Raw genomic sequence first — 22541 nt, 5'->3', positions numbered from 1 at the left:
TCCCGCCTCGCGCTTGCCCTCCAGGGATAACCCGCCATGAGTTCCATGCAGACCTTCGCCCCCGGCGCCAGCCCCCTGCCTCCCGCCAAGATACTGGCCATGCTCGACGGCATGCTGCCGGGGCTGGCGGTCCTGCACGAAAGCGGGCGCCTGCACGGCGGCATCGTGCCCGACGCAGTGGAAATCGACGCCGAGGGCTGGGCCAGGCTGCGCCCGCCCGGCGGCGATCCGCGGCCCGCCGATCCGGTGCTGCCCCTGGGTGCCGGCCTGGCGCCGGGCTACGCGGCGCTGGAGCAGTACCTGGACGACCCGGCGCAGCCGCTGGGCCCCTGGACCGACGTCTACGCCCTGAGCGCGCTGGTCTGCGCGTGGATCACCGGCAGCCCCCCGCCTCCGGCGCCCGAGCGCGTGGTGCAGGACACCTGGGTGCCGCTGGGCCAGCGCGGGCTGCATGAGGTGCCGCCCGCGCTGCTTCAGGCGGTGGACCGCGGCCTGCTCCTGTTCCCGCAGGAGCGGGCGCGCTCGCTGGCCGACTACGAGCACGCCCTGCAGGTTTGCGCCCAGGGCGAGCCGGCGCCTCCGGCGGCGGCCGCCCGGGCCAAGGCCGGCAACGCGGCCGCGGCCGCGCAAGCGCCGCGTTCCAGCGCCGCGGCGGCGGCCGCCGCTTCGGCATCGGCACCTGCACCTGCACCGGCACAGCCCGCCGCCCGGCCGGCCCCGGCCGCGCCGGCCGATGCCGGGCAGCGGCCCGAACCCGCCCCCGCGCCGGCGCAGCGCGCGCCCTGGGGCCTGGTCGTGGCCGTGCTGGCGCTGCTGGCCGGTACGGCCGCCTGGTGGCTGCTGGGCAGGGATACGGCCCCGGACCCGTCGGCCCAAGCGGCGGGCCAGGCCATGACGGCCCCGGCCCCCGGCGATGCCGAGCCGGTGCCGCCCGCCGCTCACGCCGGGGAACAGCCCGCCGCCCCTGCCGCCCCGCCGCCTGCCGCGGCACAAGATCCGGCGCCCGCCCTGGCCGCCGACGCACCCGCCATGCAGGATCCGGCCCCGGACGCCGGCCAGGCGCCGCAACCGCCCGCCCTGGCGCACGTCCCGCCGGCCCCGGAGCAGGCGCCCGCGCAGCCGGGCGAACCCGATCCGGCCGGCGCGGCCTTGGCGGCTGGCCAGCCAGCGCCCTCGGACGCGCTCTCTCCGCCCCTGCCGGCGCCGTCCGCCGCTTCCGCCGATGGGGCGGCGGCACAAGCGCCCGCGCCGGAGCAGGCCGAAACAGCCCACGAGGCGGGCGGGCCGCAGGCGGCACAACTAGAGGCAACGGAGCAAGCCGCAGCGGAACAGGCTGCAATGGAGCAGGCAGCGATGGAGCACGCCGATAGGGCGCTAACCGCCTTGGAGCCGGGCGAAACCGGGCAGCAGGCCGATGCGCAGGCGACGCCCGAGCCGCCCGCGCCCGCGCCCGTGCGCGTGAGCATCGACGTGCAGCCTTGGGGCGAGATCCTGGTGGACGGGATCTCGCGCGGCATCAGCCCGCCGCTGCGCAGCCTGCAGCTGGCGCCGGGCACCTATGCGGTCACGGTGCGCAACGCCGACCTGCCGCCGCACAACGTGCAATTGACGGTGCGCCCCGGCCAGCCGGCCAGCATCTCGCACCGGTTCTAGGCTGCCGGCCCGCCCGGGCCGGCCAGCAGCCCGCGCTCGCGCAGCGCGGCCAGCATCTGCGGGCCCTCGGGCGGGTCGGTCTCGAAGATCTCCGCGCCTTCCAGCATATAGGCGCGCATGAGCCGGTCGAAGGCGGGCTCCTCGCCCAGATGCCACATCGCCTTGCCCAGCATGTAATGGGCAAAGGCGTTTTCCTGCGCCGCCAGCGTATTCAGGGCCTCGAACAGGCAATCCTTGGCCTGCGCATAGTCGCCCATCTGGTAATGCGCATCGCCGATGCTGGCCTGCAGCCACTCGTAGGCCTCCCACTCGCGCCGCGGCTCGGGCAGCAGCGCCAGGGCGCGGCGCCAGTGCACGATGGCGTCGGCATGCTCGCCCAGGTCGCTGGCGTCGTTGCCGGCCTCGGACAAAGCTTCGATCTGGGCGTAGATGTCGTCGGGCAGTTGCTCCATGGCTTCTCCTTGCTATCTGCGCGCCTCGGTCGCCATCCTGACGGCCAGGCCCGCCAGCACGGTGGCCATGAGCCAGCGCTGCGCCACCAGCCACAACGGCCGGCTGCCCAGGAACGAGGCGATCGAGCCGGCGGCCAGCGCGATAAGGCCGTTGACGGTCACGCTGATTACCGTCTGGGTCGCGCCCAGCACCAGGCCTTGCAGCAGTACGTCGCCGCGGGCCGGATCGATGAACTGCGGCAGCAGCGACAGGTAGACCATGGCGATCTTGGGGTTGAGCAGATTGGTCAAAAAGCCCATCAGGAACAGCTTGCGCGGGCTGTCGGGCGGCAGTTGCCGGACCTGGAACGGCGAGCGCCCGCCGGGCTTGATGGCCTGCCAGGCCAGATACAGCAGGTAGAGCGCCCCGCCGAAACGCAGCACGTCGTAGGCATAAGGCACTGCCATCAGCACCGCGGTGATGCCCAGCGCAGCGCTGGCCATGTAGAACAGGAAGCCCAGCGCCACCCCGCCCAGCGAGATCAGGCCGGCCATGCGGCCCTGGCAGATCGAACGCGAGATCAGGTAGATCATGTTGGGGCCGGGAGTCAGCACCATGCCCAGGCAGACCAGGGCAAAGGCAATCAGCGAGGCGGTATCGGGCATGGCGGGCGTCGAGGCGGGACAGGCGTCGGGGCGGAAGCGGCAAAGGCCGGCGGGCCTGTCATCTTATGCCGTCAAGCCCGGCAGGCCAAGCGGTTTGCCCGCAGCCGCCCGCTGCGGGCCGCGCCGCGCTAGCCCGGGTACGGATGGGTCCTGCGCCAGTGCTCGGCGATGTCCAGCCGGCGCGTCACCCACACGCCCTCGTGCTTCATGACGTAGTCCAGGAAGCGCTGCAGCCCGGCGGCGCGCGCCGGATGGCCGACCAGGCGCATGTGCAGGCCCACCGACATCATCTTGGGCGCGCGGGCGCCTTCGGCGTACAGCATGTCGAAGGCGTCCTTCAGGAAGCCGAACCACTGGTCCGAGGTGCCCATCCAGCCGGCGTACTTGCCGTCGTTGTTGGTCAGCGAATAGGGCACGATCAGCTGCGGCCTGCCCTGCACGAGCTGCCAGAACGGCAGCTCGTCGCCGTAGTAGTCCGAGTCGTACAGGAAGCCGCCTTCCTGCATGAGCAGCCGGCGCGTGTTCACGCTGGGGCCGTAGCGGCAATACCAGCCCAGCGGGCGCGCGCCCACCGTTTTTTCCAGCGAAGCGATGGCCATGCGGATGTGCTCGCGCTCCTGCGCCTCGTCCAGCTCGAAATGCTTGATCCAGCGCCAGCCGTGGCAGCACACGTCGTAGCCCATCTGCCGGATCTTGGCCGCGGCCGCCGGGTTGCGCTCCAGGGCCAGGGCGCAGCCGAACACCGTCATGGGCAGGCCGCGCTCCTCGAACAGGCGCACCAGGCGCCAGAAGCCTACCCGGCTGCCGTACTCGAACATGCCCTCGGCGGCCAGGTCGCGGCCCTTGCCCATCTGGTTCAGGCCGTGGGCCTCGGTCAAGCCGGTCTCGGTGTGGTTCTCGCCGTCCTGGAAGGACGGCTCGGAACCTTCCTCGTAGTTCATCACGAAGTTCAGCGCCAGCCGCGCCCCGCCGGGCCACCTGGGGTCGGGCGGATGCTCGCCATAGCCGATGAAGTCGCGCGTGGGTTGCCAAGACATGGGTCTACTCTCCTGAAGGCAGCACATCGAAAGGTTCGACATCGACGAATTCCTCGTCGCCTTCCCCGCCGGTCGCCCACATGAACACGGCAAAGCGCGCCGGCCTGTCCAATACGGTCAGGCCGTGGTGCCAGGTGTCGGGCCGGTAGGTCACGCCCTGGTCGCCGCGCGCCAGGAAGGCGCGCACCTGTCCCAGGTCGGGCCCGCCTTGCGGGTGATGCGGCGCCACCACCACCAGGTAGCGCGCCACGTCGAGGGGCACGAAGGTTTGCGAGGAATACGGGTGCCGCTCGAGCAGCGTGGCGCGCAGCGGCAGCGGCGGGCTCGGTTCGCGCAGCGTCAGCGACAGGCTGGCCGCCGCCTGCGGCCGCAAGTTGCCCAGCGCGTCGTTGTAATAGATGCGCCCGGGCCGGCTGGGCAGCTCCAGTACGTCGCCATAAGGCGCGAAGGCCTCGGCGGTCAGCGGTTCCACTCTTACGCGATGCATGGTCATCCTCCTTCTTCATGGGCCGGCGCGCGCCAGGGCGCGGGCCGGACGGGTCAATGGCCCTGCAGCCGGCGCGTCAGGCCGGTCAGGCGCTCCATCAGCAGCATCAGCAGCAGCACGCCGACGATCAGCACGCCCGAGACCGCCGCCACCCGGACGTCCAGGGTGGATTCCATCATGCCCCACATGCGGATGGGCAGCATGTCGCTGCGCGGGCTGGACAGGAACAGCGAGATCGGCACATTGTCGATCGAGGCCATGAAGGCCATGAAGGTGCCGGCCGCCAGGCCCGGGAACACGATAGGCAGCGTGATGCGCCGGAACGTATGCAGGCGCCCCGCCCCCAGGCTGGCCGAGCATTCGAGCAGGCTGGCGTCGAGCTGGAGCAGGCTCGCGCTGGTGGTGCGCAGCACGAAGGGCACGATCATCACCGCGTGGCCGATGGTCATGAGCATCAGCGAAGGACGCAGGCCCAGCCAGCTGAAGAACACCAGCGCGGCCAATCCGAAGGCAATGCCTGGCAGGATCAGCGGCGACATGAAGAAGGCATCGAGCGCGCGGGCCTTGCGGCTGGCCGAGCGCGCCAGCGCCAGCGCAGCCATGCCGCCCAAGGCCGCGGCCGCACAGGCCGACCAGGCCGCCACCGTCAGGCTGTTGGCCGCGGCGCGGTGGATGGGCCCGGAGACGGCCGGGTCGAACAGCCGGCGATACCAGTCCAGCGACAGCCCTGGCGGCGGGAAACGCAGCGTCTGGCTGTCGGTCAGCGAGGTAAGCAGCACCACCACGACCGGCCCGATCAGGATCAGCAAGGCCAGCGCCGCCACGCCGTTCATCGCCAGGTGGTAGCTCAGGTCCGAGACGGAGCTTCTTCTAGACATGCAGGTACCTCATGCCGCGCCGGCCCAGCGCCGCGATCAGCAGGATGCACAGCATCACCGAGGCCAGCAGCACCACGCTGGCCACCGCCGCCAGCGGCCAGTTGTAGACCACCAGCGATTGCTGCCAGATCACCAGAGGCAGGTACACCAGGCGGTTGCCCCCGATGACGGACTGGGAGATGAAGGCCGTGGTCGAGCTGGCGAACACCAGCGTGCAGCCGGCCACCAGCCCCGGCAGCGACAGCGGCAGGATGACCTTGAACAGCGTGCGCCAGCGCGAGGCGCCCAGCGCCACCGAGGCGTCGATGAGATTGCGGTCGATGCGCGCCATCACGCCGATCAGGGGCAGCAGCATCATCGGCATTTCTATCTGGGTCAGCGACAGCACCAGCCCCAGTTCGGTCTGCAGCAGGCGCAGCGGCACCGGGCTCAGGCCCAGTGCCATCACCGCCTGGTTGATGACGCCCTCGTTGCCCAGGATGACGATCCAGGCAAAGGTGCGCACCACCACCGAGAGCAGCACAGGCATGACGATGACGAACAGCATGATGCGGCGCCAGCGTTCGCCGGCCTGCATATAGGCCACCGCCAGCGGATAGCCGACCAGCAGCGTGGCGCACACCGTCAAGGCGCCCAGCCTGAGCGTATCGAGCGTGACCTTCCAGTAGAAGGGATCGCCAGCGAACTTGCGCCAGTTGTCCAGGCCCGGCCGGGTCAGCATATCGTCGTCATAGGCGCTGGTGGCCAGGAGCATCAGCAGCGGCGCCGCGAAGAAGGCCATGAAGGCCAGCGTCAGCGGCAGCGCCAGCGGCCAGCCGCCGGCCCGGTCGGAGACGGCGGCCACGCTCAACGCGCCACTTCGCGGTTGAAGCGCTCGATCCATCCTGCGCGCAGCGGGTTGATCTGCGCCCAGTCGTGCTGCACCATCGAGGCCATCTCCGACAGCTCGGACAGCGGCAGGGTATCGTCCAGCGGCACGTCCGAGGCCACCGGCGCCATGAAATACGGCGCCTTCATCAACTGCTCCTGCACCGGCGCCGAGAGCACCGTGTCGATGTAGCGATAGGCGTTGTCCGCCTGCTCAGCACCCCTGGCGATATGCAGGGTGGTAAAGAAGGTGATGACGCCGCTGGCCGGGCGCACGAATTCGATATCCACGCCGCGGCCCTTGAGGGTGCCCACGGTCTGGGTGTTGGTGTACATGATGTCGCACTGGCCCTGCTGGAACAGGCTGGGCATCGAGGCCGGCGCGCCGATGGCCGCGATCCTGGGCAAGGCCTTCTTCAGCTCGGCGAAGAAGGGCTCGACGTCGGTGCCCTGGCCGCCGAAGGCCCTGGACATCTCCAGGATCGAGACCGTGCCGAAGGTGGTCTGAAAGCCGGTCAGGCCCAGGCGCGACACGTAGGGCTCGGCGAACAGGTCCGGCCAATCGGCAGGCGGCTTGTCGAACTTCTTGGGGTTGTAGGCAATGCCCACGAACTGCGCGGCCACCGTCACGCCGTGCTCGTCGGCCATGCCGGGCTGCAGCTTGGATGCGTTGGACAGGCGCGAGGGATCGAACTTCTCGAACAGGCCCGCCTCGATGGCCGTCACGCGCGGGCCCGGATCGAGCAGGAAAGTGTCGAAGAAGGGGTTGCCGCGCGCGGCGCGGGCCTTGGCGATCTGGTCCACGGCGTACAGCGGCTGCATCTGCAGGTCCACGCCGTGCGCCTGCTTCAGGGCCGGCGCAACGATGGAGCGGTAGGCCTCCTCCCAGGAGCCCGGATAGATCGCGCTGGTGACCGTGCCTTGTGCATGGGCCAGGCGCGGCAGCAGGGCCAGGCCGCCCAGGGCGGCGGTGCCGGCCAGCAGCCGGCGGCGTAGAGGATCGTGCGTCATGTGCTTTCCTTTCAGTTGGCGGGAGTCGTGGCGGGAAACAGGCAGGGACGCGCCTCGGGCCGCAGGCCGCACCAGGCCTGCCCGGCGGGCACGCGCACGGCCCCGTGGCGCGCGGCGATCACCTTCAGGGCCTGCCGGTCGCGCGTGGTCACCTGGTGCACCACCGTCGGCCCCAGCGGCAGGCTCAGGCCGACTTGCACCGGCCAGCGGCCGGCGCCCTGCTCGGCCGCCAGCGCCAGGTGCTCGGGCCGCAGGGATACGGTCACGCGCTGGCCGGCGGGCAGCGCCTGCTCGTGCGGCACGACGATGCTTGCCCCGGCATCCAGGTCCACGCGCAGGCCGGCGGCCTCGCGCCCGGCGACCAGGCCGGCCAGCAGGTTGGTGGTGCCGATGAAGCTGTTGACGAACAGGGTGCGGGGCCGGTCATAGACCTCGACCGGCGTGCCCAGCTGCTCGACGCGCCCGCGATGCATCACGGCGATGCGGTCGGCCACGCTCATGGCCTCCTCCTGGTCGTGCGTGACCAGGATGGCCGTCAGCCCCAGCTGGCGCTGCAGGCGCTTGATCTCGATCTGCATGTCCAGGCGCAGGTTCTTGTCCAGCGCGCTGAAAGGCTCGTCCAGCAGCAGGATGCGCGGCTCGGTGGCGATGGCGCGCGCCAGCGCCACGCGCTGCTGCTGCCCGCCGGACAGCTGCCTGGGATAACGCCCGGCCAGGTGCGGCAGCTGCACGATCTCCAGGCACTGCCCGACCCGCTGCGCCACTTGCGCGCGCGATCGCCCGCGCGCCACCAGACCGTATCCGACGTTCTGCGCCACCGTCATGTGCGGGAACAGCGCATAGTTCTGGAACACGATGCCGATGTCGCGGCGGTTGGGCTGCAGGTCGTCGATGGCCCGGCCGTCGACCCGCACGCGGCCCTGCGTCTGCCGCACGAAGCCGGCCACGATGCGCAGCAGCGTGGTCTTGCCGCAGCCCGAGGGCCCCAGCAAGGCAAGGATCTCGCCCCCGTCGATGGAGATGTCCACGTCGTCCACGGCCACGAAGCTGCCATAGCGGTGGGTCACGGATTCAATGTCCAGCGTGTGCTTGTTCATCGTTGCCGGCGGCGTTCCTTCAGGGATCCGGCGCAATGGGGCCGGGATACGCCTGCCTGAAGCAACAACCGTGCCATCGTCGGCGGCCCCGGGGGACCGACACGTGGCATACCCCGCAAGGCGCGGCGATGGTGCAGGACGGCTCGTGCTGGTGCAAAGGCCGGGCGCGCCAGCCGGCGTTGCGTCGTGATACAAAAGCTGCCGGCGACGCACGTCCTTGCCAAACAGCGACACAAATCGATACCAAATAAAGCCGGCCGGGCCATGCACAGCCAGCGCGTCACCCTTTAGTTTGGGGACAAATGCGCTGGCGCGTCCGGCGCGACAGGCCGTTTTTCCTTTTTTCCTGCTGACGAACCGATGCCCTCTGCCGCCCTGCCCCCGAACGACGCCAGCGAAACCCACGAACTGGACGACATGGTGCCCAGCTTCGGTTACCAAACGCTACGCGTGGTGGGCCTGGGCGGCTCGGCCGGTTCCCTGCCCGCGCTGCGCAGCTTCCTGCAGACCGTACCGCCCTCGCCCGGCGTGGCCTTCGTGGTGGTGGTGCATCTGTCGCCCGATCATGAAAGCAGCCTGGACCAGCTGCTGCAGCAGGCCACCCCGATGCGGGTGGTGCAGGTCACGCAGGCCGAGCGCCTCGAACCGGACACCGTGTACGTGATCGCGCCGCGCAAGCTCATCCGTACCATGGACGGATTCATCTCGGTCGAGGAACTGCCGCCGGGCCGTCCGCGCCACATCGCGGTGGACATGTTCTTTCGCACGCTGGCCGACGCGCACGGCCCGCATGCCACGGCCATCGTGCTCTCGGGAGCCGACGGCGACGGCTCGATCGGCATCAAGCGCATCAAGGAACGCGGCGGCCTGACCATCGTGCAGGACCCGGACCAGGCCCAGGTCGACGGCATGCCCCGCTCGGCGATCGAAACAGGCATGGTCGACTGGGTGCTGCCGGTCGAGCAGATGGCCCAGCGGGTCTTCGAATACCAGCGCATGGAGGCGCGCGTGCGCCTGCCCGCCGAACAGGCGCCGCTGGCCGAGGGCCGCAACGGCCAGGACCAGGAAGCCGCGCTGGAGGAAATCCTGGTCTTTCTGCGCAGCCGCACCGGCCGCAACTTCACCAACTACAAGCGGGCCACCATCTTGCGCAGGATCGGCCGGCGCATGCAGGTCAACGGCGTGGACGACCTGGCCGGCTACCTGTCCGTCCTGCGCACCCGGGCCGGCGAAGCCGGCGCGCTGCTGCAGGACCTGCTGATCAGCGTGACCAACTTCTTCCGCGACCCGGAATGCTTCGCCGCCCTGGAGCAGCGCATCCCGGAGCTGTTCGCCGGCAAGGGCCCGGCCGACGTGGTACGGGTCTGGGTGGCCGCCTGCGCCACCGGCGAAGAGGCCTACGGCATCGCGATGCTGCTGACCGAACATGCGCGCACCCTGGATGCGCCGCCGCAGATACAGGTGTTTGCCACCGATCTGCACGAGGACGCCATCCGTGCGGCCCGCGAAGGCGTCTACCCGCACACCATCCAGGCCGACGTCAGCGACGAGCGCCTGCGCCGCTTCTTCATCAAGGAGCAACAGGGCTACCGGATCCGCCGCGAGCTGCGCGAATCGGTGCTGTTCGCGGTCCATGACGTGCTCAAGGATTCGCCGTTCTCGCGCATCGACCTGCTGACCTGCCGCAACCTGCTCATCTACCTGACCAAGACCGCCCAGGCCAGGGTGCTGGACACCTTCCACTTCGCGATGAATCCCCAAGGCATATTGTTCCTGGGCGCGGCCGAGTCCATCGACGAAGGCAGCCCCCAGTTCGCCTTGCTGGACAAGAAGCACCGGCTGTACGTCCAGCGTTCGCGCCCGCGTGCCGGGCTGCTGCAGCCCGACCAGGCAGTCTGGGCCGCGCGCGCCCGCGCGCGCCACGCCGCCGCCACGCCTGTCATCCCCGGCAGCGCCTTCGCCCTGCAGGCGCCCATGCATCCTGCGCTGGCGCTGGAGGGCCGGGCGGGCTCGTGGGCCGAAATGCACCTGAAGCTGATCGACCTGCTGGCCCCGCCTTCGGTGCTGGTCGATGCCGATTACGACATCGTCCACTCCTCGCACTCGGCCGGCCGCTTCCTGGTTCACGCCGGCGGCGAACCCACCCGCAACCTGCTGCGCCTGATCCACCCGTCGCTGCGCATCGAGCTGCGGGCGGCGCTGTACCGCGCCGGCCAGTCCGGCGCGCCGGTGGAGATCGCGCCGCTGGCGCTGCAGGCCGGCGGGGAGCCGCTGCGCGTGGCGCTGCGGGTGGCGCCGGCCGGCGAGCTGGCGCCCGGCCTGCTGGTGGTGTTCCTGCTGCCGCGCCCGGCCGAGCCGGCCCAGGCCGTGCCTGCGGCGGCCGCCGACGGCGACGCCCCCGCCCAGCAGCTGGAGCAGGAACTGGAGCGGCTCAAGTTCCACCTGCGCGAGACCGTGGAGCAGTACGAGGCCTCCACCGAGGAGCTCAAGGCCAGCAACGAAGAGCTGCAGGCCATGAACGAGGAATTGCGTTCGGCCACCGAGGAACTCGAGACCAGCCGCGAAGAACTGCAATCGATCAACGAGGAGCTGACCACGGTCAACCAGGAGCTCAAGAGCAAGGTGGACCAGCTCAGCAGCGCCAACAGCGACATGCTGAACCTGATGGACGCCACGGCCATCGCCACGGTGTTCCTGGACCGGGAGCTGTGCATCACGCGCTATACCCCCTCGGCGGTGGAGCTGTTCACCCTGATCCCCACCGACGTGGGCCGTCCGCTTTCCGACCTGAAGACGCGCATCGACTATCCCGGGCTCGAGCACGACGCCCGGCAGGTGCTGGAGACGCTGGTGCCGATCGAACGCGAGGTCGGGCAGGCCGGCGGCCGCTGGCTCATGGTGCGGGTGCGGCCCTATCGGACGCTGGAGGACCGCATCGCCGGCGTGGTGATCGCCTTTGTCGACATCACCGAGCGCAAGAACGACCAGGAGCTGCTGCGTGCGTCCGAGGCGCGCTATGCGGCCATCGTGACCGAAGCGACCGTGGGCGTGGTGCAGACCACGCTGCAGGGCGTGATCACCTTTGCCAACCGCTGCTACCAGAGCATGCTGGGCGCCACCGGAGCGCAGCTGATCGGCTCGTCCCTGCTCGATCACGTGCACCCCGAAGACCGCAAGCAAAGCATCGAGCAGATCAAGCGCCTGGTCGAGGACGGCGTGTCCTTCCAGGTCGAGAAGCGCTGCGTGCGCCAGGACGGCGGCATCATCTGGCTGCACAACAGCGTGAACGTGCTGGCCGATGCGGCGGGCAGGCCCGACTCGGTGCTCATCGTGGCCAGCGACGTCACCGAACGCAAGCTGGCCGAGGATGCCCTGCGCGCCAGCGAGGAACAGCTGCGCCAGGGCCAGGCCAAGCTGCTACGGGCCCTGCAGGAAAAGGAAAGCGCGCTGGCGGCGCTGGAGCAGTCCGACGCCGGCAAGGAGCAGTTCCTGGCCATACTGTCGCACGAGCTGCGCAATCCGCTGGCCGCGCTGCACAGCGCCGGCGACATGCTCAAGGACGGGGCCACCCAGGACCCCCGCTACACGCAGCTGATCAGCATCGTGCAGCGCCAGTCGCGCACCATGAAGGTGCTGCTGGACGACCTGCTGGACATGTCCCGGCTTCGGCTGGGCAAGCTGTCGGTCAAGCGCCGGGCGGTCCGGGCCGGCGAGATCGTGGACAGCGCGGTGGAAACGGTCAGGCCGCTGGCCGAGGCGGCCGGCCACACGCTGTCCCTGGAGATCGGCGACGCCGATACCCTGCTGCATGCCGATCCGGTCCGATTGAGCCAGGTGCTGTCCAACCTGCTGGGCAATGCCGTCAAGTACACGCCCGAGCCGGGCCGCATCACCTTGTCGACGCGGCGCGCGGCGCAGGAATACTGCTTCGTCGTACAGGACAGCGGCATCGGCATGGAGCCTGACCAGGTCGAATCGATGTTCCAGATGTTCAAGCAGGCGCCCACCAGCACCCAGGACTTGCAAGGCATGGGGATCGGCCTGGCGCTGGTGCGGGCCATCGTCACGCTGCATGGCGGGCAGGTCCGCGGCGAGAGCAAGGGCGCCGGCCAGGGCAGCCGCTTCACCGTCTGCATCCCCCTGGACGAGGCGCCAGGCGAACCCTTGGCGCAGGCCGCCGCCGGGCCGCGTGTAGCGGCCGCGGCGGGCCTGGACGTGCTGGTGACGGACGACAACGAGGACGTTGCGTGGCTGATGAGCGAATTCCTGACACTGGCCGGCCACCGCACCCGCGTGGCGACCGACGGCGACCAGGCCCTGGCGCTGGCGCAGGCGCAACCGCCGGACGTCATGCTGCTGGACATCGGGCTGCCGCGGCGCGATGGCTATGAGGTGGCCCGCGCGGTGCGCGCCGCGCCCTGGGGAGCGGGCATCTTCCTGATCGCCGCCACGGGCTGGGGCCAGGAGGAAGACCGGCAGCGCTCGCGCCAGGCCGGCTTCGACGTGCACCTGGTCAAGCCCATCGACACCGACCAATTGCTGGACCTGGTGGCCCGGCATGCCAGGAAGCTAGCCGCCTCGGCCTGAATCCCGGCGCCTGGGCCGCGGGCCTGCGGCCACGCGCCGCAGCTTGTCCAGGACCGCCGGGTCAAGCACCCGCCGGTGCCGGACCAGCCAGGGCAGGCCGCGCAATACGTCGCTGGCCAGCCGCATGCGTGCCGCCAGCCCGCCGGCGCAGGCCAGCTGCCGCCGCGTGGCTTGCCAGGCCTGCGCGGCCGGCAGCCGCAGCCATGCCGTCCAGACAGCGTTGCGCGCCAGCATGCGCCGGCGCAGCGCCGAGTCGCGCCGCGGCGAAGGCCGGTGGCAGGTGGCCAGCGCCGGCGCATAGTGGATGCGCCAGCCCCGCTGCATGGCGTCCAGGGCCAGCAGCGCTTCCTCGCCGCCGATGAACAGGCGCGGATGGTAGCCGCCCACCTCCAGGAACAAGCCGGTGCGCATCACGCAGGCGCCGGCCATGTAGCCGATCAGCTCGGGCCCCAGGCCGGGCGGGCCGGGCAAGGGGCTGGCCGCCATCGGCGCATTGGCCGGATCGGGCCTGCGCTGCGGCCCCACCAGCACGCGCGCATTCAGGATGCCGGCCTGCGGATAGGCATCGAGCAGCCGCACCGCCTGGGCCAGCGCGCCGGGCTCCCAGCACGTATCGTCGTCGGCGAAGGCGACGTACTGCGTGGTCACCTGGCGCACGCCCGCATTGCGGCCCGCCGCCCCCAGGTTGCGCTCCAGGCATACCAGCCGGACCTGCGGAAAGGCCTGGCGCACCGCCTGCGCCGTGCCGTCCTGGCTGCCGTTGTCCACCACGACCAGCGGGCAGCCGGCGCTGCGCAGGTTGGCGGCGATGGTGCGCAGCGCCTCCTGGCGCCGGTTGTAGGTCAGCAGGACCAGCGTGATGCGCGCCGCCGCACTCATGCCGCGTGCAGCCAGTCCAGCCGCCAGTATCGTTCGGGCAGCATCGTATCGCCGCCCTGCCCCGGGCCCAGGCCCAGCGCGGCCAACTGGCTGGCATAGGCGGCCACCGCCGCGCGCTTGGACGGGTGCGCCGGGCAGCTCAGGTGCGGCGCGGGCGTGACGGCCACCCCGCGCGCCAGCAAGGCGGCCAGGCGCTGCTGGACCAGGCCGGGCTTGCGGCGGTACAGCGCCTCTTCGTAGGCCCACCATCGTCCGGGCGCCAGCATGCCTTCGGCGCCGATCCGCAGCAGCGCATCGCTGGCGCGCCAATGGTCTTCGTGAAACAGGCCCAGCGGGACCAGCACCGCATCGGGCCGCCAGGACCGCAAGGCGCAGCGCAGCGCCTCGCGCAGGCCCGCCGGCGCCTCGTGGCGGTACTGGCTGTCGGGCCAGGGCAGCGTGATCTCGTGCGCCCCCAGCGCCGCCAGCGCCTGGCGGTTTTCCTCGCGGCGCGCGGCCATGGCCTGCGCCGCGCTGGAAAATCCGCAGCGCCGGTCCCAGTCCGTGGACAGCTCGCCCTGGGGCGCGTCGCCCGCGAATACCGTCAGCACGCAGGCCTGCCCGGCCCGCGCCAACAGGTCGCCGCAGCTAAATACCGCGTCGTCCAGGTGGGGCGAGACGGCCAGCAGGCGGCCGGGCACGGGGCAGGCCCCGTCACCGGCGTCAGCCTCGGCCATACTGCAGGCTCTCCGGTTCGGGCGCGTGGGGCAGGCGCGCGGCCAGCACCACGCCCAGCTGCGCATCGGGCGGCCCGGGCTCGCGCGGGACGGCGCGCTGCGACTCGAAGTAGGCAACGGTGCGCGACAGGCCTTCGCGCACGCCGATGGCCGGGGTCCATCCCAGGTATTGGCGCGCGCGGCCGATATCGGGCTTGCGTTGCACCGGATCGTCGGCGGGCCGGTCCCGAAAGGCAAGCGCGCAGCGCGAGCCGGCCAGCTCCTGGATCAGGGCGCCGATCTCCAGCATGGTCAGCTCGGTGGGATTGCCCAGGTTCACCGGCCCGGGCAGCTCGCCGGGCACCTCCATCAGCCGCACCAGCCCTTCGATCATGTCGTCCACGTAGCAGAACGAACGCGTCTGCGTGCCGTCGCCGTAGATGGTCAGCGGCTGCCCGGCCAGGGCCTGGACGATGAAATTGGATACCACCCTGCCGTCCTGGCTGGACATGCGCGGCCCATAGGTATTGAAGATGCGGGCGATGCGCGCCTGAAAGCCGTACTTGCGCGCATGTTCGGTCACCAGCGTCTCGGCGCAGCGCTTGCCCTCGTCGTAGCAGGCGCGCGGGCCGACCGGGTTGACGTGGCCCCAATAGCTTTCGCGCTGCGGATGCTCGAGCGGATCGCCGTAGACCTCGCTGGTCGAGGCCTGCAGGAACCGCGCGTCCTGTTTGGCCGCCAGCTCCAGCAGGTTGATGGCGCCCAGCAGGCAGGTGCGCAAGGTGCGCACCGGATCGGCCTGGTAATGCGGCGGCGCGGCCGGACACGCCAGGTTGTAGATGCGGTCGGCCTCCACCTGCAGCGGCTCGGTGATGTCGTGGCGCAGCAGCCGGAAACGCTCGTGATCGAGCAGATGGGCCACGTTGCGCAGGCTGCCGGTATGGAAGTTGTCCACGCAGGTCACTTCGTGGCCTTCCCACAGCAGCCGCTCGCACAGGTGCGAGCCGAGAAAGCCGGCGCCGCCGGCTACCAGGATGCGCAAGGAAAAGGGTGAAGATACGTTCATGCCGCCTCCATCAGCGTATTGAGCAGCCGTTGCCAGTCGGCAACGAACCGGTCCATGGAGAATCGTTGCAAGGCGGTCCGCCGCCCCGCCTCGCCCCATTGGCGCGCCAGCTCCCTGTCCTGCAGCAGCGCGCGCATGGCCTGCTCGAGCCGCGCCGGGCTCGTGTCCACATAGCCGTTATGCCCGCTTTGGATCACGCAAGGCAGCTCGGTGGCCGCAAAGCCGACCACCGGGACCGCGCACAGCATGGCCTCGACCAGCGACAGCCCCAGGCTGGCGTAGCGCACCGGACTGAAGAAAAAGCGGTAGTCCGAGATGAAGCGCCCGACCTGCATGTTCGGCACCTCGCCGATGCCGCCCAGCGCCTGGGCGTCCATGCCGATCAGGTCCAGCGGCACGCTGCGCGAAAGCGCCTGGTACAGGTCGGCGCCCACGCGCCGGCCGCGCCTGGCCAGGTGGTTGACCACCACGATGCCGCGCGCCAGCTCGCCGCGGTACAGCGGCCCGGCCGGCGCCGGCACCCCGTGCTCGATCACCTGCGCCGGCATGCCGGGCGCATGCCACATGGCCGCGTTGTAGTGGGTGACGTGCACCAGCACGCCGCGCTCGTGCCGGAAGGGATGCACGGTATCGGTGGGATGCGGCTCGGGCGGGTTGTGTTCGATATAGGCGCATGGCAGCGCCTGCTGGCGCGCATCGAGCAAGGCGGCGGCGTCCTCCAGGTTGCCGCGCGACTGGTAGATCACGCAGTCCAGCGCCTGCTCGCGCAAGGCGTCGGCCGGCACCTGTCGCACGTTCTCGCCCCAGGGAATCTTCTCGCCCAGGGCGCCATAACCCGCACGCCCGGGTAGGTAGGGCACCACAAAATCGTGCGGCAGCTGCGTGAGCGAATACAGGTAGTTGCCATGCACGTGCCAGGTCAGGATGCGCAAGCGCCGCGCGCCGCGGTATTCGCCCTTGGGGCGGCCAGGTGGGCTCATGCCGCCTCCTTGAGCTGGCCGGCCGCGCAGGACAGTACCTGGTCCACGCCCACGTTCAGGGCGCAGGGATGGCCGATGGGGCACACGTCGTAGGCGCAGGGCCGGCAGGGCATGTCGGCGAAGCAGACGCGGTGCCGTTCGCGGTTCAGGGGCGCCCAGCGCGCCACGTCGCTGCCCGAGGCCACCACGACGCTGGGGGTGCCGGTGGCCGCGGCGATGTGCGAGATGCCGGTATCGTTGCACACCAGCAGGCGGCAGCGCTGCACCAGCGTGCCCAGCGTGCCCAGGTCGGTGCGCCCGCACAAGTCCACCGCCCCGCGCCCGGCCAGCCGCGCCACGCAGGCGGTCAATGCGGCCTCTTGCGGCGTGCCGGTCACGCCGATCTGCCAGCCCTGCCGCGCCAAGGCGCGCGCCACCGCCCCGAAACGCTCGGCCGGCCAGCGGCGCGAGGCCAGCCGCGCGCCGGGATGCACCAGCACCGTGCGCTCGGGACGCAGCCCGGTTTCGTTGAGCAACTGCTGCCCTTGCAGCATGTCGCTGCCGCTCAAGGGAAACTCCAGCGTGGCATCTTCGGCCGGCAAGCCCAGCTCGCGCAGCAGCGCCAGATAGCGCGCCGGTTCGGGCAGCTCGTCCGGCCACGGCAGGCGCAAGCCCGCCACGGCCTGCGCGCGCTCGGGCACGAACCCGGCCCAGGTCCGCGCGCCCATGGCCCGGACCACGGCGTTCGATTGCGCCCCGCTGCCGTGCATCTGCAGGGCCAGGTCAAAGCGCTGGGCGCGGGCCTGGCGATAGAAGCCGGGCAGCGCCTGCGTGCGTGCGGCCTGTTCCGGAAAGGCCGCTATCCCCGGAAAGGGCAGCAAGCCGTCCAGGTAATGCGAGAACCGCTGGACAAAGCCTGCCGCCCCGGGCAGGCCGGCCAGCACGATCCGGGCTTGCGGATAGGCGCGGCGCAAGGCCCGCAAGGCCGGCACCGAGCACAGCAGGTCGCCCAGTTGCAAGGCCCGGAAAACGACGATGCGGCGCGGCGCGCCAGGCAGCGAAAACGTATCGGCGGTCATGGCAAACCCTTGCGGAAACGGATCGCCCCCGCCACGCGCCAAGCGATGGACAGCAGCGGGATCAGGGCGGAAGTCAAGGCAAGATCGGCCACCAGGGCCGGCGTGCGGCGCGTGCCGCGCAGCCGCTGCAGGAAAAAGGCCAGGGTCAGCGCCAGCCATGCCGCGCCCGCGCCCAGCGCCAGCGCGGACCAGCCGGCCAGCGCCGCCGCCAGCGCCAGCACCAGGCAGCCCGTATGCAGCAGGTAGCGCCACGGCGGGCCGGCGCGGACCTTGGCGCGGTAAAGCCGCGGAAATTTCTTGTAGAGCAGCACGTCGTACATCACCTTCTTCTGCATGCGCAGCCCTGCGGCGAAAGGCACGGGCCGAAAGGGATGCAGCACGATGGCCTCGGGCGCGCGCACGATGCGCATGCCGCGCTCGAGCAGCTTGAAATGCAGGTCGGAATCTTCCCGCCAAGCCAGGGCGTAGCGCTCGTCGAATCCGTCCACGGCCAGCAGCGCCTGGCGCCGCACGAAACAATTGGCGGTCACGAATTCGGCGCTCGCCAGGTGCGCGGCATCGCGCTCGTAGTCGCTGGGCACGGCCGGCACGGGCATGACCACGCGTCCGCAGGCGGCGTCCACGCCCGGCGCCATCGCCAACAGGCCCTGGGCCAGCCAGTCCGGCGCCGGCTCGGTATCGTCGTCGGTAAAGGCGATGACAGGCGCCCGCGCCGCGCGCCAGCCGGCATTGCGCGCGCCAGCCGGCCCGCGCGTGGCGCGCACCGGGATGTAGCGCAATGGGGCCTGGCCGCCGCGCGCCTGCGCCAGGGCCTGGACCTGGGCCTGCGTGTCCTGGCTGGCGGCATCGTCGCAGACCAGCACCTCGTAGCCGCCCAGCACGCCGCGCTGGCGCAGCAGGGCCTGCAGGCAGCGCGCCAGCAGATCGGGGCGGCGGTAGGTGGGCACCACCACCGACACCCGCGGCGCGCCCTCGGGATCCCGCGCCAGGCTCATGTCTTCTCCACCAGGTACGAGCCGATCACCAGCGCATCGAGCGGCGAGGTCCAGAAGCTCTCCAGCGCATCGCGCGGCGTGCATACCACCGGCTCGCCGCGCGTGTTGAAGGAGGTATTGACCAGCACCGGCACGCCGGTGATCGCCTCGAAGGCCGCCAGCAGGTCGTAGTAGCGCGGGTTGTGCTCGCGGCGGATGGTCTGCACCCGGGCCGTGCCGTCGATATGGCGCACCGCCGGGATCCTGGCGGCGCGATGCGGCAGCACGTCGTACACGAACAGCATGAAAGGCGCGCAGATGCTGTCGCGCCCGCGCGCATCGAACCATTCATGGGCCTTGGACTCCAGTACCACGGGCGCCACCGGCCGGAAATCCTCGCGGTCCTTCAGGCCGTTCAGGCGCGCCTGCATGGCGCTGTCCAGGGGCGATGCCAGGATCGAGCGCGCGCCCAGCGCGCGCGGGCCGAACTCCATCCGCCCCTGGAACCAGCCCAGGATCTTGCCCTGCGCCAACAGCCCGGCGGCCTCGCCAGCCACGTCGTCGACGCGGCGGTGCGCGATCTTGGAAGACTCCAGGAAGCGGCCGATCTCCTCGTCCCCGAACTCGGGCCCCAGGTAGGCGTGCTCCATGGTCCAGCTGCGGCCCTGCCCGCGGCGCTGGTTGTCCACGTACAGCGCCGCGCCCAGCGCCGTGCCCGCGTCGCCGGCGGCCGGTTGCACCCAGACGCTTTCGAACTGGCACGACGCGGCGATGCGGGCGTTCATGACGCAATTGAGGGCCACCCCGCCGGCCATGACCAGATGGCGCGCGCCGCTGCGCTCGCGCAGCCACCCGGTCATGTGCAGGGCCGCCTGTTCGAGCCGGTGCTGCAGGGAACTGGCCAGGTCCTGGTGGTGCGCTTCGAAGGGCGCGCCGCGCTTGCGCGGCGGGCCGAAACGCTCGGCCAGGCGGGCCGGCGAGATGGTATAGCCGCCGTCTTCCTGCAATTGCACGATCTCGGCGAACTCGTCCGCGTAACGGGGCTTGCCGTAGGAAGCCAGCGCCATGACCTTGTATTCGTCGGACGAATGCAGGAACCCCAGATAGCGCGTCACTTCCTCGTACAGCAGGCCCAGCGAATGCGGGACCTCGATCTGCTTGTAGCGTTCGTAGCGGCCGTCCCGGTAGCGGCCGAAACTGGTGCACACCCGCTCGCCGCGCCCGTCCAGCGTCAGGACCGCCGTATCCGGCTCGGGCGCGGCCAGGTAGGCGCTGGCCTCGTGCGCGGTGTGATGGTCCAGGAAAATCCAGCGTTCCTGGGCGCGGTCCGGCGTCATGCCTTCCCAGCGCCGGCTCAGGTGGTGCGGCACCCCGTCGGCCAGCTGGCGCGGGGCATTGATCACATAGGAAAGAAACAGCGGATCCCAGGGCGAGCCCTCGTAATGCGCGCGCGGCTGCGCCGAAGGCTCCAGCGGCAGCATCATCTTGCCGTCCACCAGCTGGCTGCGGTCCAGCAGCTCGGGGTTCAAGGCATAGGCCAGGTGATCGACCTGGCGCAGCGCGATGCCGGCCTGCGCCAGGCAATAGTCGATGGCATGGTAGGGCAGCTGCCAGGCGGTGAACGGGACGGGCCGCTTGCCATGCTTGATGCGGGTGAAACGTTCTTCCTCGGCGGCGGCCACCACCTGGCCATCGCGCACCAGGGCGGCGGCGCAATCGTGGAAGGCTGCGTTGATGCCTAGCGTATACATGCTGACTCCTCTTCAAGCGGCCGTGGACGCGGCAAGCGCCACGGACCGGCCCAACAATTCGCACGCGGCGCGCACCACCTGCTCGGGCGGCACGCCCGCAAGGCAGGCGTGGTGGCCCTGCGGGCAGACGCTGCGATAGCAGTTCCTGCAGGGCACGTCCTGGTTCAGCACCCTGTGCGGCGTGCGCCAGGGCGTGTGCTGCGGGTTGGTCAAGGCATAGAGCTCGACGATGGGCGTGCCCAGCGCCGCGCCGATGTGCGCCGGCCCGCTGTTGTTGCACACCAGCAGGTCGGCCGCCTCGATGGCCGCGCCCAGCTCGCCCAGGCTCAGGCGTGCGCCCAGGTCCAGCACGCCGGGGCCGCACTCGCGCATCAGTTGCGCGTTCAGCGCCCGCTCCTGCTCGCCGCCCAGCAGCACGACCGGTCGCCCGGTGGCGCGGCGCAGGCCGGCCACGGCGCCGGCCAGCAGCTTGGCCGGATAGCGGCGCGAGGCCGCCGTGGCGCCGCCGTGCACGGCGATCCAGCCGCGCGGCGGCGCGCCGATGGCCCGCAGCTTGGCGGCCAGCGCGGCCCGGTCGGCCTGGCGCACGTGAAAGGCCATGCGCGTATCGTCGGTGTGCGCGCCGACGGCGGCCACCAAATCGAGTTGGCGCTGCACTTCGTGACGCCAGCCGCCTTCGGGCTCGGTCTCGCGCTGCCAATGGCTGATCAGGCGATACGGATTCTCCCGGCAATAGGCCAGCACACGCGGGATGCCGGCCAGGTGGCACAGCAGGGCCGCGGGCAGCGGGCTTTGGCTGTAGACGGTGAAGATCACCGCGGCCTGGGCGCCGCTGCGGCGCAGGCGCTCGATGGCGGCCAGGTCCTGCGCGTTGCCCGTGGAGCCGTTCTTGGACCAGGCCGCCTCGTAGGCGATGCACTCGTCCACCAGCGGCAGATGCGGCGCCAGCGCGCAACCGGCCGGCGAGCCCAGCAGCGTCAGGCGCCGCCGTGCGCGGCCCGATTGCCGCAAGGCGCGCATGGCCGGCGTGGACATGAGCACATCGCCCATGTTGTCCAGCCGCACGCACAGAATGTGGTCCACATCCGACCAGTCGTGCGTCCGGGTCAGCGGGCTCATGCCCCGGCCTCCATCGCCTGCGGACGGCTTTGCAGCGCCTGGACCAGCGTGGCCGCCGCCTGGCCGAAGCTGCGGCAATGATGCTCGGGCCGGCGCAGCGGCCCGTCGCGCCATTGCGTCTCGCCGCCGGTGTCCACCAGGATGGCGCGGCAGCCGGCGCGATGGCCCGCCTCCACGTCGTCCAGGATGTCGCCCACCATCCATGAGCGCGGCAGGTCCAGCCGCAGTTCGGCCGCGGCGCGCAGCAGCATGCCGGGCGCGGGCTTGCGGCAGGCGCAGGCCGGCGCGCCGGCGGGCCCGGGCGCATGCGGGCACCAGTACATGGCCGCCAGCCGCGCGCCGGCCTGCTCGAACATGCCGGCCAGCGTGTGCCGCACCTGCGCCAGCGCCGCCTCGTCGAACAGCCCCATCGCCACGCCCGGCTGGTTGCTGACCACGACCAGGGGCAGGCCGGTGCGGCCCAGCGCCTGCACGCCTTTGCGCACGCCCGGCGCCCACGCCATGCGCGCGGGCTCGACGTTGTAGGGCACGTCGGCCAGCAGCGTGCCGTCCTTGTCCAGGAAGATTGCCGGGGTCAGGGCCATGAGGTCTCCCGCATGGGCAGCACCATGATCTCGGGCACCACGGTCTCGTCTGGCTGCTGCAGCACGAACTTCACGGCCCGCGCGACATTGGCCGGATCCTGCAGGCAGCCTTCGTCGATATCGGGAAAGCGCGAAAGCAGGAAAGGCGTGCGCATGCCGCCGGCGATCACCGCGCTGACCTTGATGCCGGCGCCGCGCAGTTCGCTGTGCAGCGCCTGGGACAGGCCCATCAGGCCCCACTTGCTCGCGTGATAGACGCTGGCGTTGGGCCAGGCCCGGCGCGCCGCGGTCGAAGCGATGTTGACGATGTGCCCGCCCTGGGGCAGGTGCTGGCAAGCCAGCTTGGCCATCAGGAAGGGCCCCGTCAGGTTGGTGCGCAGCACGCGCTCCCAGTCCTGGACCGACAGCTCGCCGATGGGCGCGGTCACGTCCACCCCGGCGTTGTTGACCACGGCATCGAGCCGGCCGTGGCGCGCCACCGTATCGGCCAGGCCGGCCTGCACGTCCTCGGCCGAGCCCACGTCCAGTTCCACGGCCCAGGACGTGCCGCCGGCCGACTCGATGCGGCGCACGGTGTCCTGGGCGCTGGGCAGGCGCAGGTCCGCCACGGCCACCCGCATGCCCGCCTGCGCCAGCGTCAGGCAGATTTCGGCGCCCAGGCCGCTGCCTCCGCCGGTGACCAGTACGACCTTGTCCTGCAATGAATCATGTTCCGCCACGT

20 protein-coding genes are annotated in these 22541 nt (G+C 71.0%); 2 read left to right on the top strand and 18 right to left on the bottom strand.

The window, feature by feature from the left end:
- Nucleotides 1-36 precede the first annotated feature (36 nt).
- On the top strand, nt 37-1653 hold the full coding sequence (locus tag V8Z80_RS03255; protein WP_336060986.1) for a hypothetical protein: 1617 nt from the start codon (nt 37-39) through the stop codon (nt 1651-1653).
- On the opposite strand, the gene V8Z80_RS03250 is transcribed toward V8Z80_RS03255, so the two are convergent.
- The 8 genes from V8Z80_RS03250 to V8Z80_RS03215 form a co-directional block, all read right to left on the bottom strand.
- Nucleotides 1650-2105 (bottom strand): hypothetical protein, encoded by a 456-nt coding sequence (locus V8Z80_RS03250; RefSeq protein WP_336060985.1) that lies wholly within the window; start codon nt 2103-2105, stop codon nt 1650-1652. The two genes, V8Z80_RS03255 and V8Z80_RS03250, sit on opposite strands and share 4 nt — an antisense overlap.
- A gap of 12 nt (nt 2106-2117) precedes the next feature.
- Nucleotides 2118-2750: a LysE family translocator gene (locus V8Z80_RS03245; RefSeq protein WP_336060984.1), complete on the bottom strand. Its 633-nt coding sequence runs from the start codon at nt 2748-2750 to the stop codon at nt 2118-2120.
- 128 nt (nt 2751-2878) lie between these two features.
- Entirely contained in the window at nt 2879-3787 is a 909-nt protein-coding gene (locus V8Z80_RS03240) for an allantoinase PuuE (RefSeq protein WP_155192527.1), read from the bottom strand.
- 4 nt (nt 3788-3791) lie between these two features.
- Nucleotides 3792-4274 (bottom strand): ureidoglycolate lyase, encoded by a 483-nt coding sequence (locus tag V8Z80_RS03235; RefSeq protein ID WP_336060983.1) that lies wholly within the window; start codon nt 4272-4274, stop codon nt 3792-3794.
- A 53-nt stretch (nt 4275-4327) separates the two neighbouring features.
- Nucleotides 4328-5152: an ABC transporter permease gene (locus tag V8Z80_RS03230; protein ID WP_336060982.1), complete on the bottom strand. Its 825-nt coding sequence runs from the start codon at nt 5150-5152 to the stop codon at nt 4328-4330.
- On the bottom strand, nt 5145-5996 hold the full coding sequence (locus V8Z80_RS03225; RefSeq protein WP_336060981.1) for an ABC transporter permease: 852 nt from the start codon (nt 5994-5996) through the stop codon (nt 5145-5147). Before V8Z80_RS03225 ends, V8Z80_RS03230 begins: the two co-directional genes overlap by 8 nt.
- 2 nt (nt 5997-5998) lie before the next feature.
- On the bottom strand, nt 5999-7030 hold the full coding sequence (locus V8Z80_RS03220; RefSeq protein WP_336060980.1) for an extracellular solute-binding protein: 1032 nt from the start codon (nt 7028-7030) through the stop codon (nt 5999-6001).
- 11 nt (nt 7031-7041) lie between these two features.
- Nucleotides 7042-8127 (bottom strand): ABC transporter ATP-binding protein, encoded by a 1086-nt coding sequence (locus V8Z80_RS03215; protein WP_336060979.1) that lies wholly within the window; start codon nt 8125-8127, stop codon nt 7042-7044.
- Between the two features lie 360 nt (nt 8128-8487).
- On the opposite strand from V8Z80_RS03215, the gene V8Z80_RS03210 reads away from it, so the two are divergent.
- Nucleotides 8488-12714, top strand: coding sequence for a chemotaxis protein CheB (locus tag V8Z80_RS03210; protein WP_336060978.1), 4227 nt, complete (start codon nt 8488-8490; stop codon nt 12712-12714).
- Here the strand turns inward: V8Z80_RS03210 and V8Z80_RS03205 are convergent.
- Genes V8Z80_RS03205 through V8Z80_RS03160 form a run of 10 tightly spaced genes read right to left on the bottom strand, consistent with a single transcriptional unit; the run spans nt 12697 to nt 22539 of the window.
- Complete coding sequence (locus V8Z80_RS03205) at nt 12697-13593, bottom strand: glycosyltransferase family 2 protein (protein WP_336060977.1); 897 nt, start codon at nt 13591-13593, stop codon at nt 12697-12699. The two genes, V8Z80_RS03210 and V8Z80_RS03205, sit on opposite strands and share 18 nt — an antisense overlap.
- A complete protein-coding gene (locus V8Z80_RS03200; RefSeq protein ID WP_336060976.1) occupies nt 13590-14309 on the bottom strand; it encodes a PIG-L family deacetylase in 720 nt (239 codons plus the stop codon). The genes V8Z80_RS03205 and V8Z80_RS03200 overlap by 4 nt, the downstream gene beginning before the upstream one ends.
- Nucleotides 14296-15354 carry a UDP-glucuronic acid decarboxylase family protein gene (locus tag V8Z80_RS03195; RefSeq protein ID WP_336060975.1) on the bottom strand — a complete coding sequence of 353 codons (1059 nt, stop codon included), beginning with the start codon at nt 15352-15354 and terminating at the stop codon, nt 14296-14298. Before V8Z80_RS03195 ends, V8Z80_RS03200 begins: the two co-directional genes overlap by 14 nt.
- Nucleotides 15351-16334 (bottom strand): glycosyltransferase, encoded by a 984-nt coding sequence (locus V8Z80_RS03190; RefSeq protein WP_155192545.1) that lies wholly within the window; start codon nt 16332-16334, stop codon nt 15351-15353. Before V8Z80_RS03190 ends, V8Z80_RS03195 begins: the two co-directional genes overlap by 4 nt.
- Nucleotides 16331-17392: a glycosyltransferase family 9 protein gene (locus V8Z80_RS03185; RefSeq protein WP_155192546.1), complete on the bottom strand. Its 1062-nt coding sequence runs from the start codon at nt 17390-17392 to the stop codon at nt 16331-16333. Before V8Z80_RS03185 ends, V8Z80_RS03190 begins: the two co-directional genes overlap by 4 nt.
- Entirely contained in the window at nt 17389-18387 is a 999-nt protein-coding gene (locus V8Z80_RS03180; RefSeq protein ID WP_336060974.1) for a glycosyltransferase family 2 protein, read from the bottom strand. Before V8Z80_RS03180 ends, V8Z80_RS03185 begins: the two co-directional genes overlap by 4 nt.
- Nucleotides 18384-20117 carry a carbamoyltransferase family protein gene (locus V8Z80_RS03175; RefSeq protein ID WP_155192550.1) on the bottom strand — a complete coding sequence of 578 codons (1734 nt, stop codon included), beginning with the start codon at nt 20115-20117 and terminating at the stop codon, nt 18384-18386. Before V8Z80_RS03175 ends, V8Z80_RS03180 begins: the two co-directional genes overlap by 4 nt.
- Nucleotides 20118-20129: 12 nt before the next feature.
- Nucleotides 20130-21236, bottom strand: a complete 1107-nt coding sequence (locus V8Z80_RS03170; RefSeq protein ID WP_155192552.1) for a glycosyltransferase family 9 protein — start codon at nt 21234-21236, stop codon at nt 20130-20132.
- Nucleotides 21233-21820, bottom strand: coding sequence for a D-glycero-alpha-D-manno-heptose-1,7-bisphosphate 7-phosphatase (locus V8Z80_RS03165; protein WP_336060973.1), 588 nt, complete (start codon nt 21818-21820; stop codon nt 21233-21235). Before V8Z80_RS03165 ends, V8Z80_RS03170 begins: the two co-directional genes overlap by 4 nt.
- A complete protein-coding gene (locus V8Z80_RS03160; RefSeq protein WP_336060972.1) occupies nt 21811-22539 on the bottom strand; it encodes an SDR family oxidoreductase in 729 nt (242 codons plus the stop codon). Before V8Z80_RS03160 ends, V8Z80_RS03165 begins: the two co-directional genes overlap by 10 nt.
- Between the last annotated feature and the right edge of the window lie 2 nt (nt 22540-22541).

This window comes from Orrella sp. JC864 (assembly GCF_037026685.1).
Lineage (GTDB): Bacteria > Pseudomonadota > Gammaproteobacteria > Burkholderiales > Burkholderiaceae_B > Orrella.
This window is presented reverse-complemented; position numbering and strand designations above follow the sequence as displayed.

Excerpts from the sequence above, each read along its gene's own strand:
- V8Z80_RS03255 (WP_336060986.1), top strand. The coding sequence starts at position 37 with ATGAGTTCCATGCAGACCTTCGCCCCCGGCGCCAGCCCCCTGCCTCCC.
- V8Z80_RS03250 (WP_336060985.1), bottom strand. The coding sequence starts at position 2,105 with ATGGAGCAACTGCCCGACGACATCTACGCCCAGATCGAAGCTTTGTCC.
- V8Z80_RS03245 (WP_336060984.1), bottom strand. The coding sequence starts at position 2,750 with ATGCCCGATACCGCCTCGCTGATTGCCTTTGCCCTGGTCTGCCTGGGC.
- V8Z80_RS03240 (WP_155192527.1), bottom strand. The coding sequence starts at position 3,787 with ATGTCTTGGCAACCCACGCGCGACTTCATCGGCTATGGCGAGCATCCG.
- V8Z80_RS03235 (WP_336060983.1), bottom strand. The coding sequence starts at position 4,274 with ATGCATCGCGTAAGAGTGGAACCGCTGACCGCCGAGGCCTTCGCGCCT.
- V8Z80_RS03230 (WP_336060982.1), bottom strand. The coding sequence starts at position 5,152 with ATGTCTAGAAGAAGCTCCGTCTCGGACCTGAGCTACCACCTGGCGATG.
- V8Z80_RS03220 (WP_336060980.1), bottom strand. The coding sequence starts at position 7,030 with ATGACGCACGATCCTCTACGCCGCCGGCTGCTGGCCGGCACCGCCGCC.
- V8Z80_RS03215 (WP_336060979.1), bottom strand. The coding sequence starts at position 8,127 with ATGAACAAGCACACGCTGGACATTGAATCCGTGACCCACCGCTATGGC.
- V8Z80_RS03210 (WP_336060978.1), top strand. The coding sequence starts at position 8,488 with ATGCCCTCTGCCGCCCTGCCCCCGAACGACGCCAGCGAAACCCACGAA.
- V8Z80_RS03205 (WP_336060977.1), bottom strand. The coding sequence starts at position 13,593 with ATGAGTGCGGCGGCGCGCATCACGCTGGTCCTGCTGACCTACAACCGG.
- V8Z80_RS03200 (WP_336060976.1), bottom strand. The coding sequence starts at position 14,309 with ATGGCCGAGGCTGACGCCGGTGACGGGGCCTGCCCCGTGCCCGGCCGC.
- V8Z80_RS03195 (WP_336060975.1), bottom strand. The coding sequence starts at position 15,354 with ATGAACGTATCTTCACCCTTTTCCTTGCGCATCCTGGTAGCCGGCGGC.
- V8Z80_RS03190 (WP_155192545.1), bottom strand. The coding sequence starts at position 16,334 with ATGAGCCCACCTGGCCGCCCCAAGGGCGAATACCGCGGCGCGCGGCGC.
- V8Z80_RS03185 (WP_155192546.1), bottom strand. The coding sequence starts at position 17,392 with ATGACCGCCGATACGTTTTCGCTGCCTGGCGCGCCGCGCCGCATCGTC.
- V8Z80_RS03180 (WP_336060974.1), bottom strand. The coding sequence starts at position 18,387 with ATGAGCCTGGCGCGGGATCCCGAGGGCGCGCCGCGGGTGTCGGTGGTG.
- V8Z80_RS03175 (WP_155192550.1), bottom strand. The coding sequence starts at position 20,117 with ATGTATACGCTAGGCATCAACGCAGCCTTCCACGATTGCGCCGCCGCC.
- V8Z80_RS03170 (WP_155192552.1), bottom strand. The coding sequence starts at position 21,236 with ATGAGCCCGCTGACCCGGACGCACGACTGGTCGGATGTGGACCACATT.
- V8Z80_RS03165 (WP_336060973.1), bottom strand. The coding sequence starts at position 21,820 with ATGGCCCTGACCCCGGCAATCTTCCTGGACAAGGACGGCACGCTGCTG.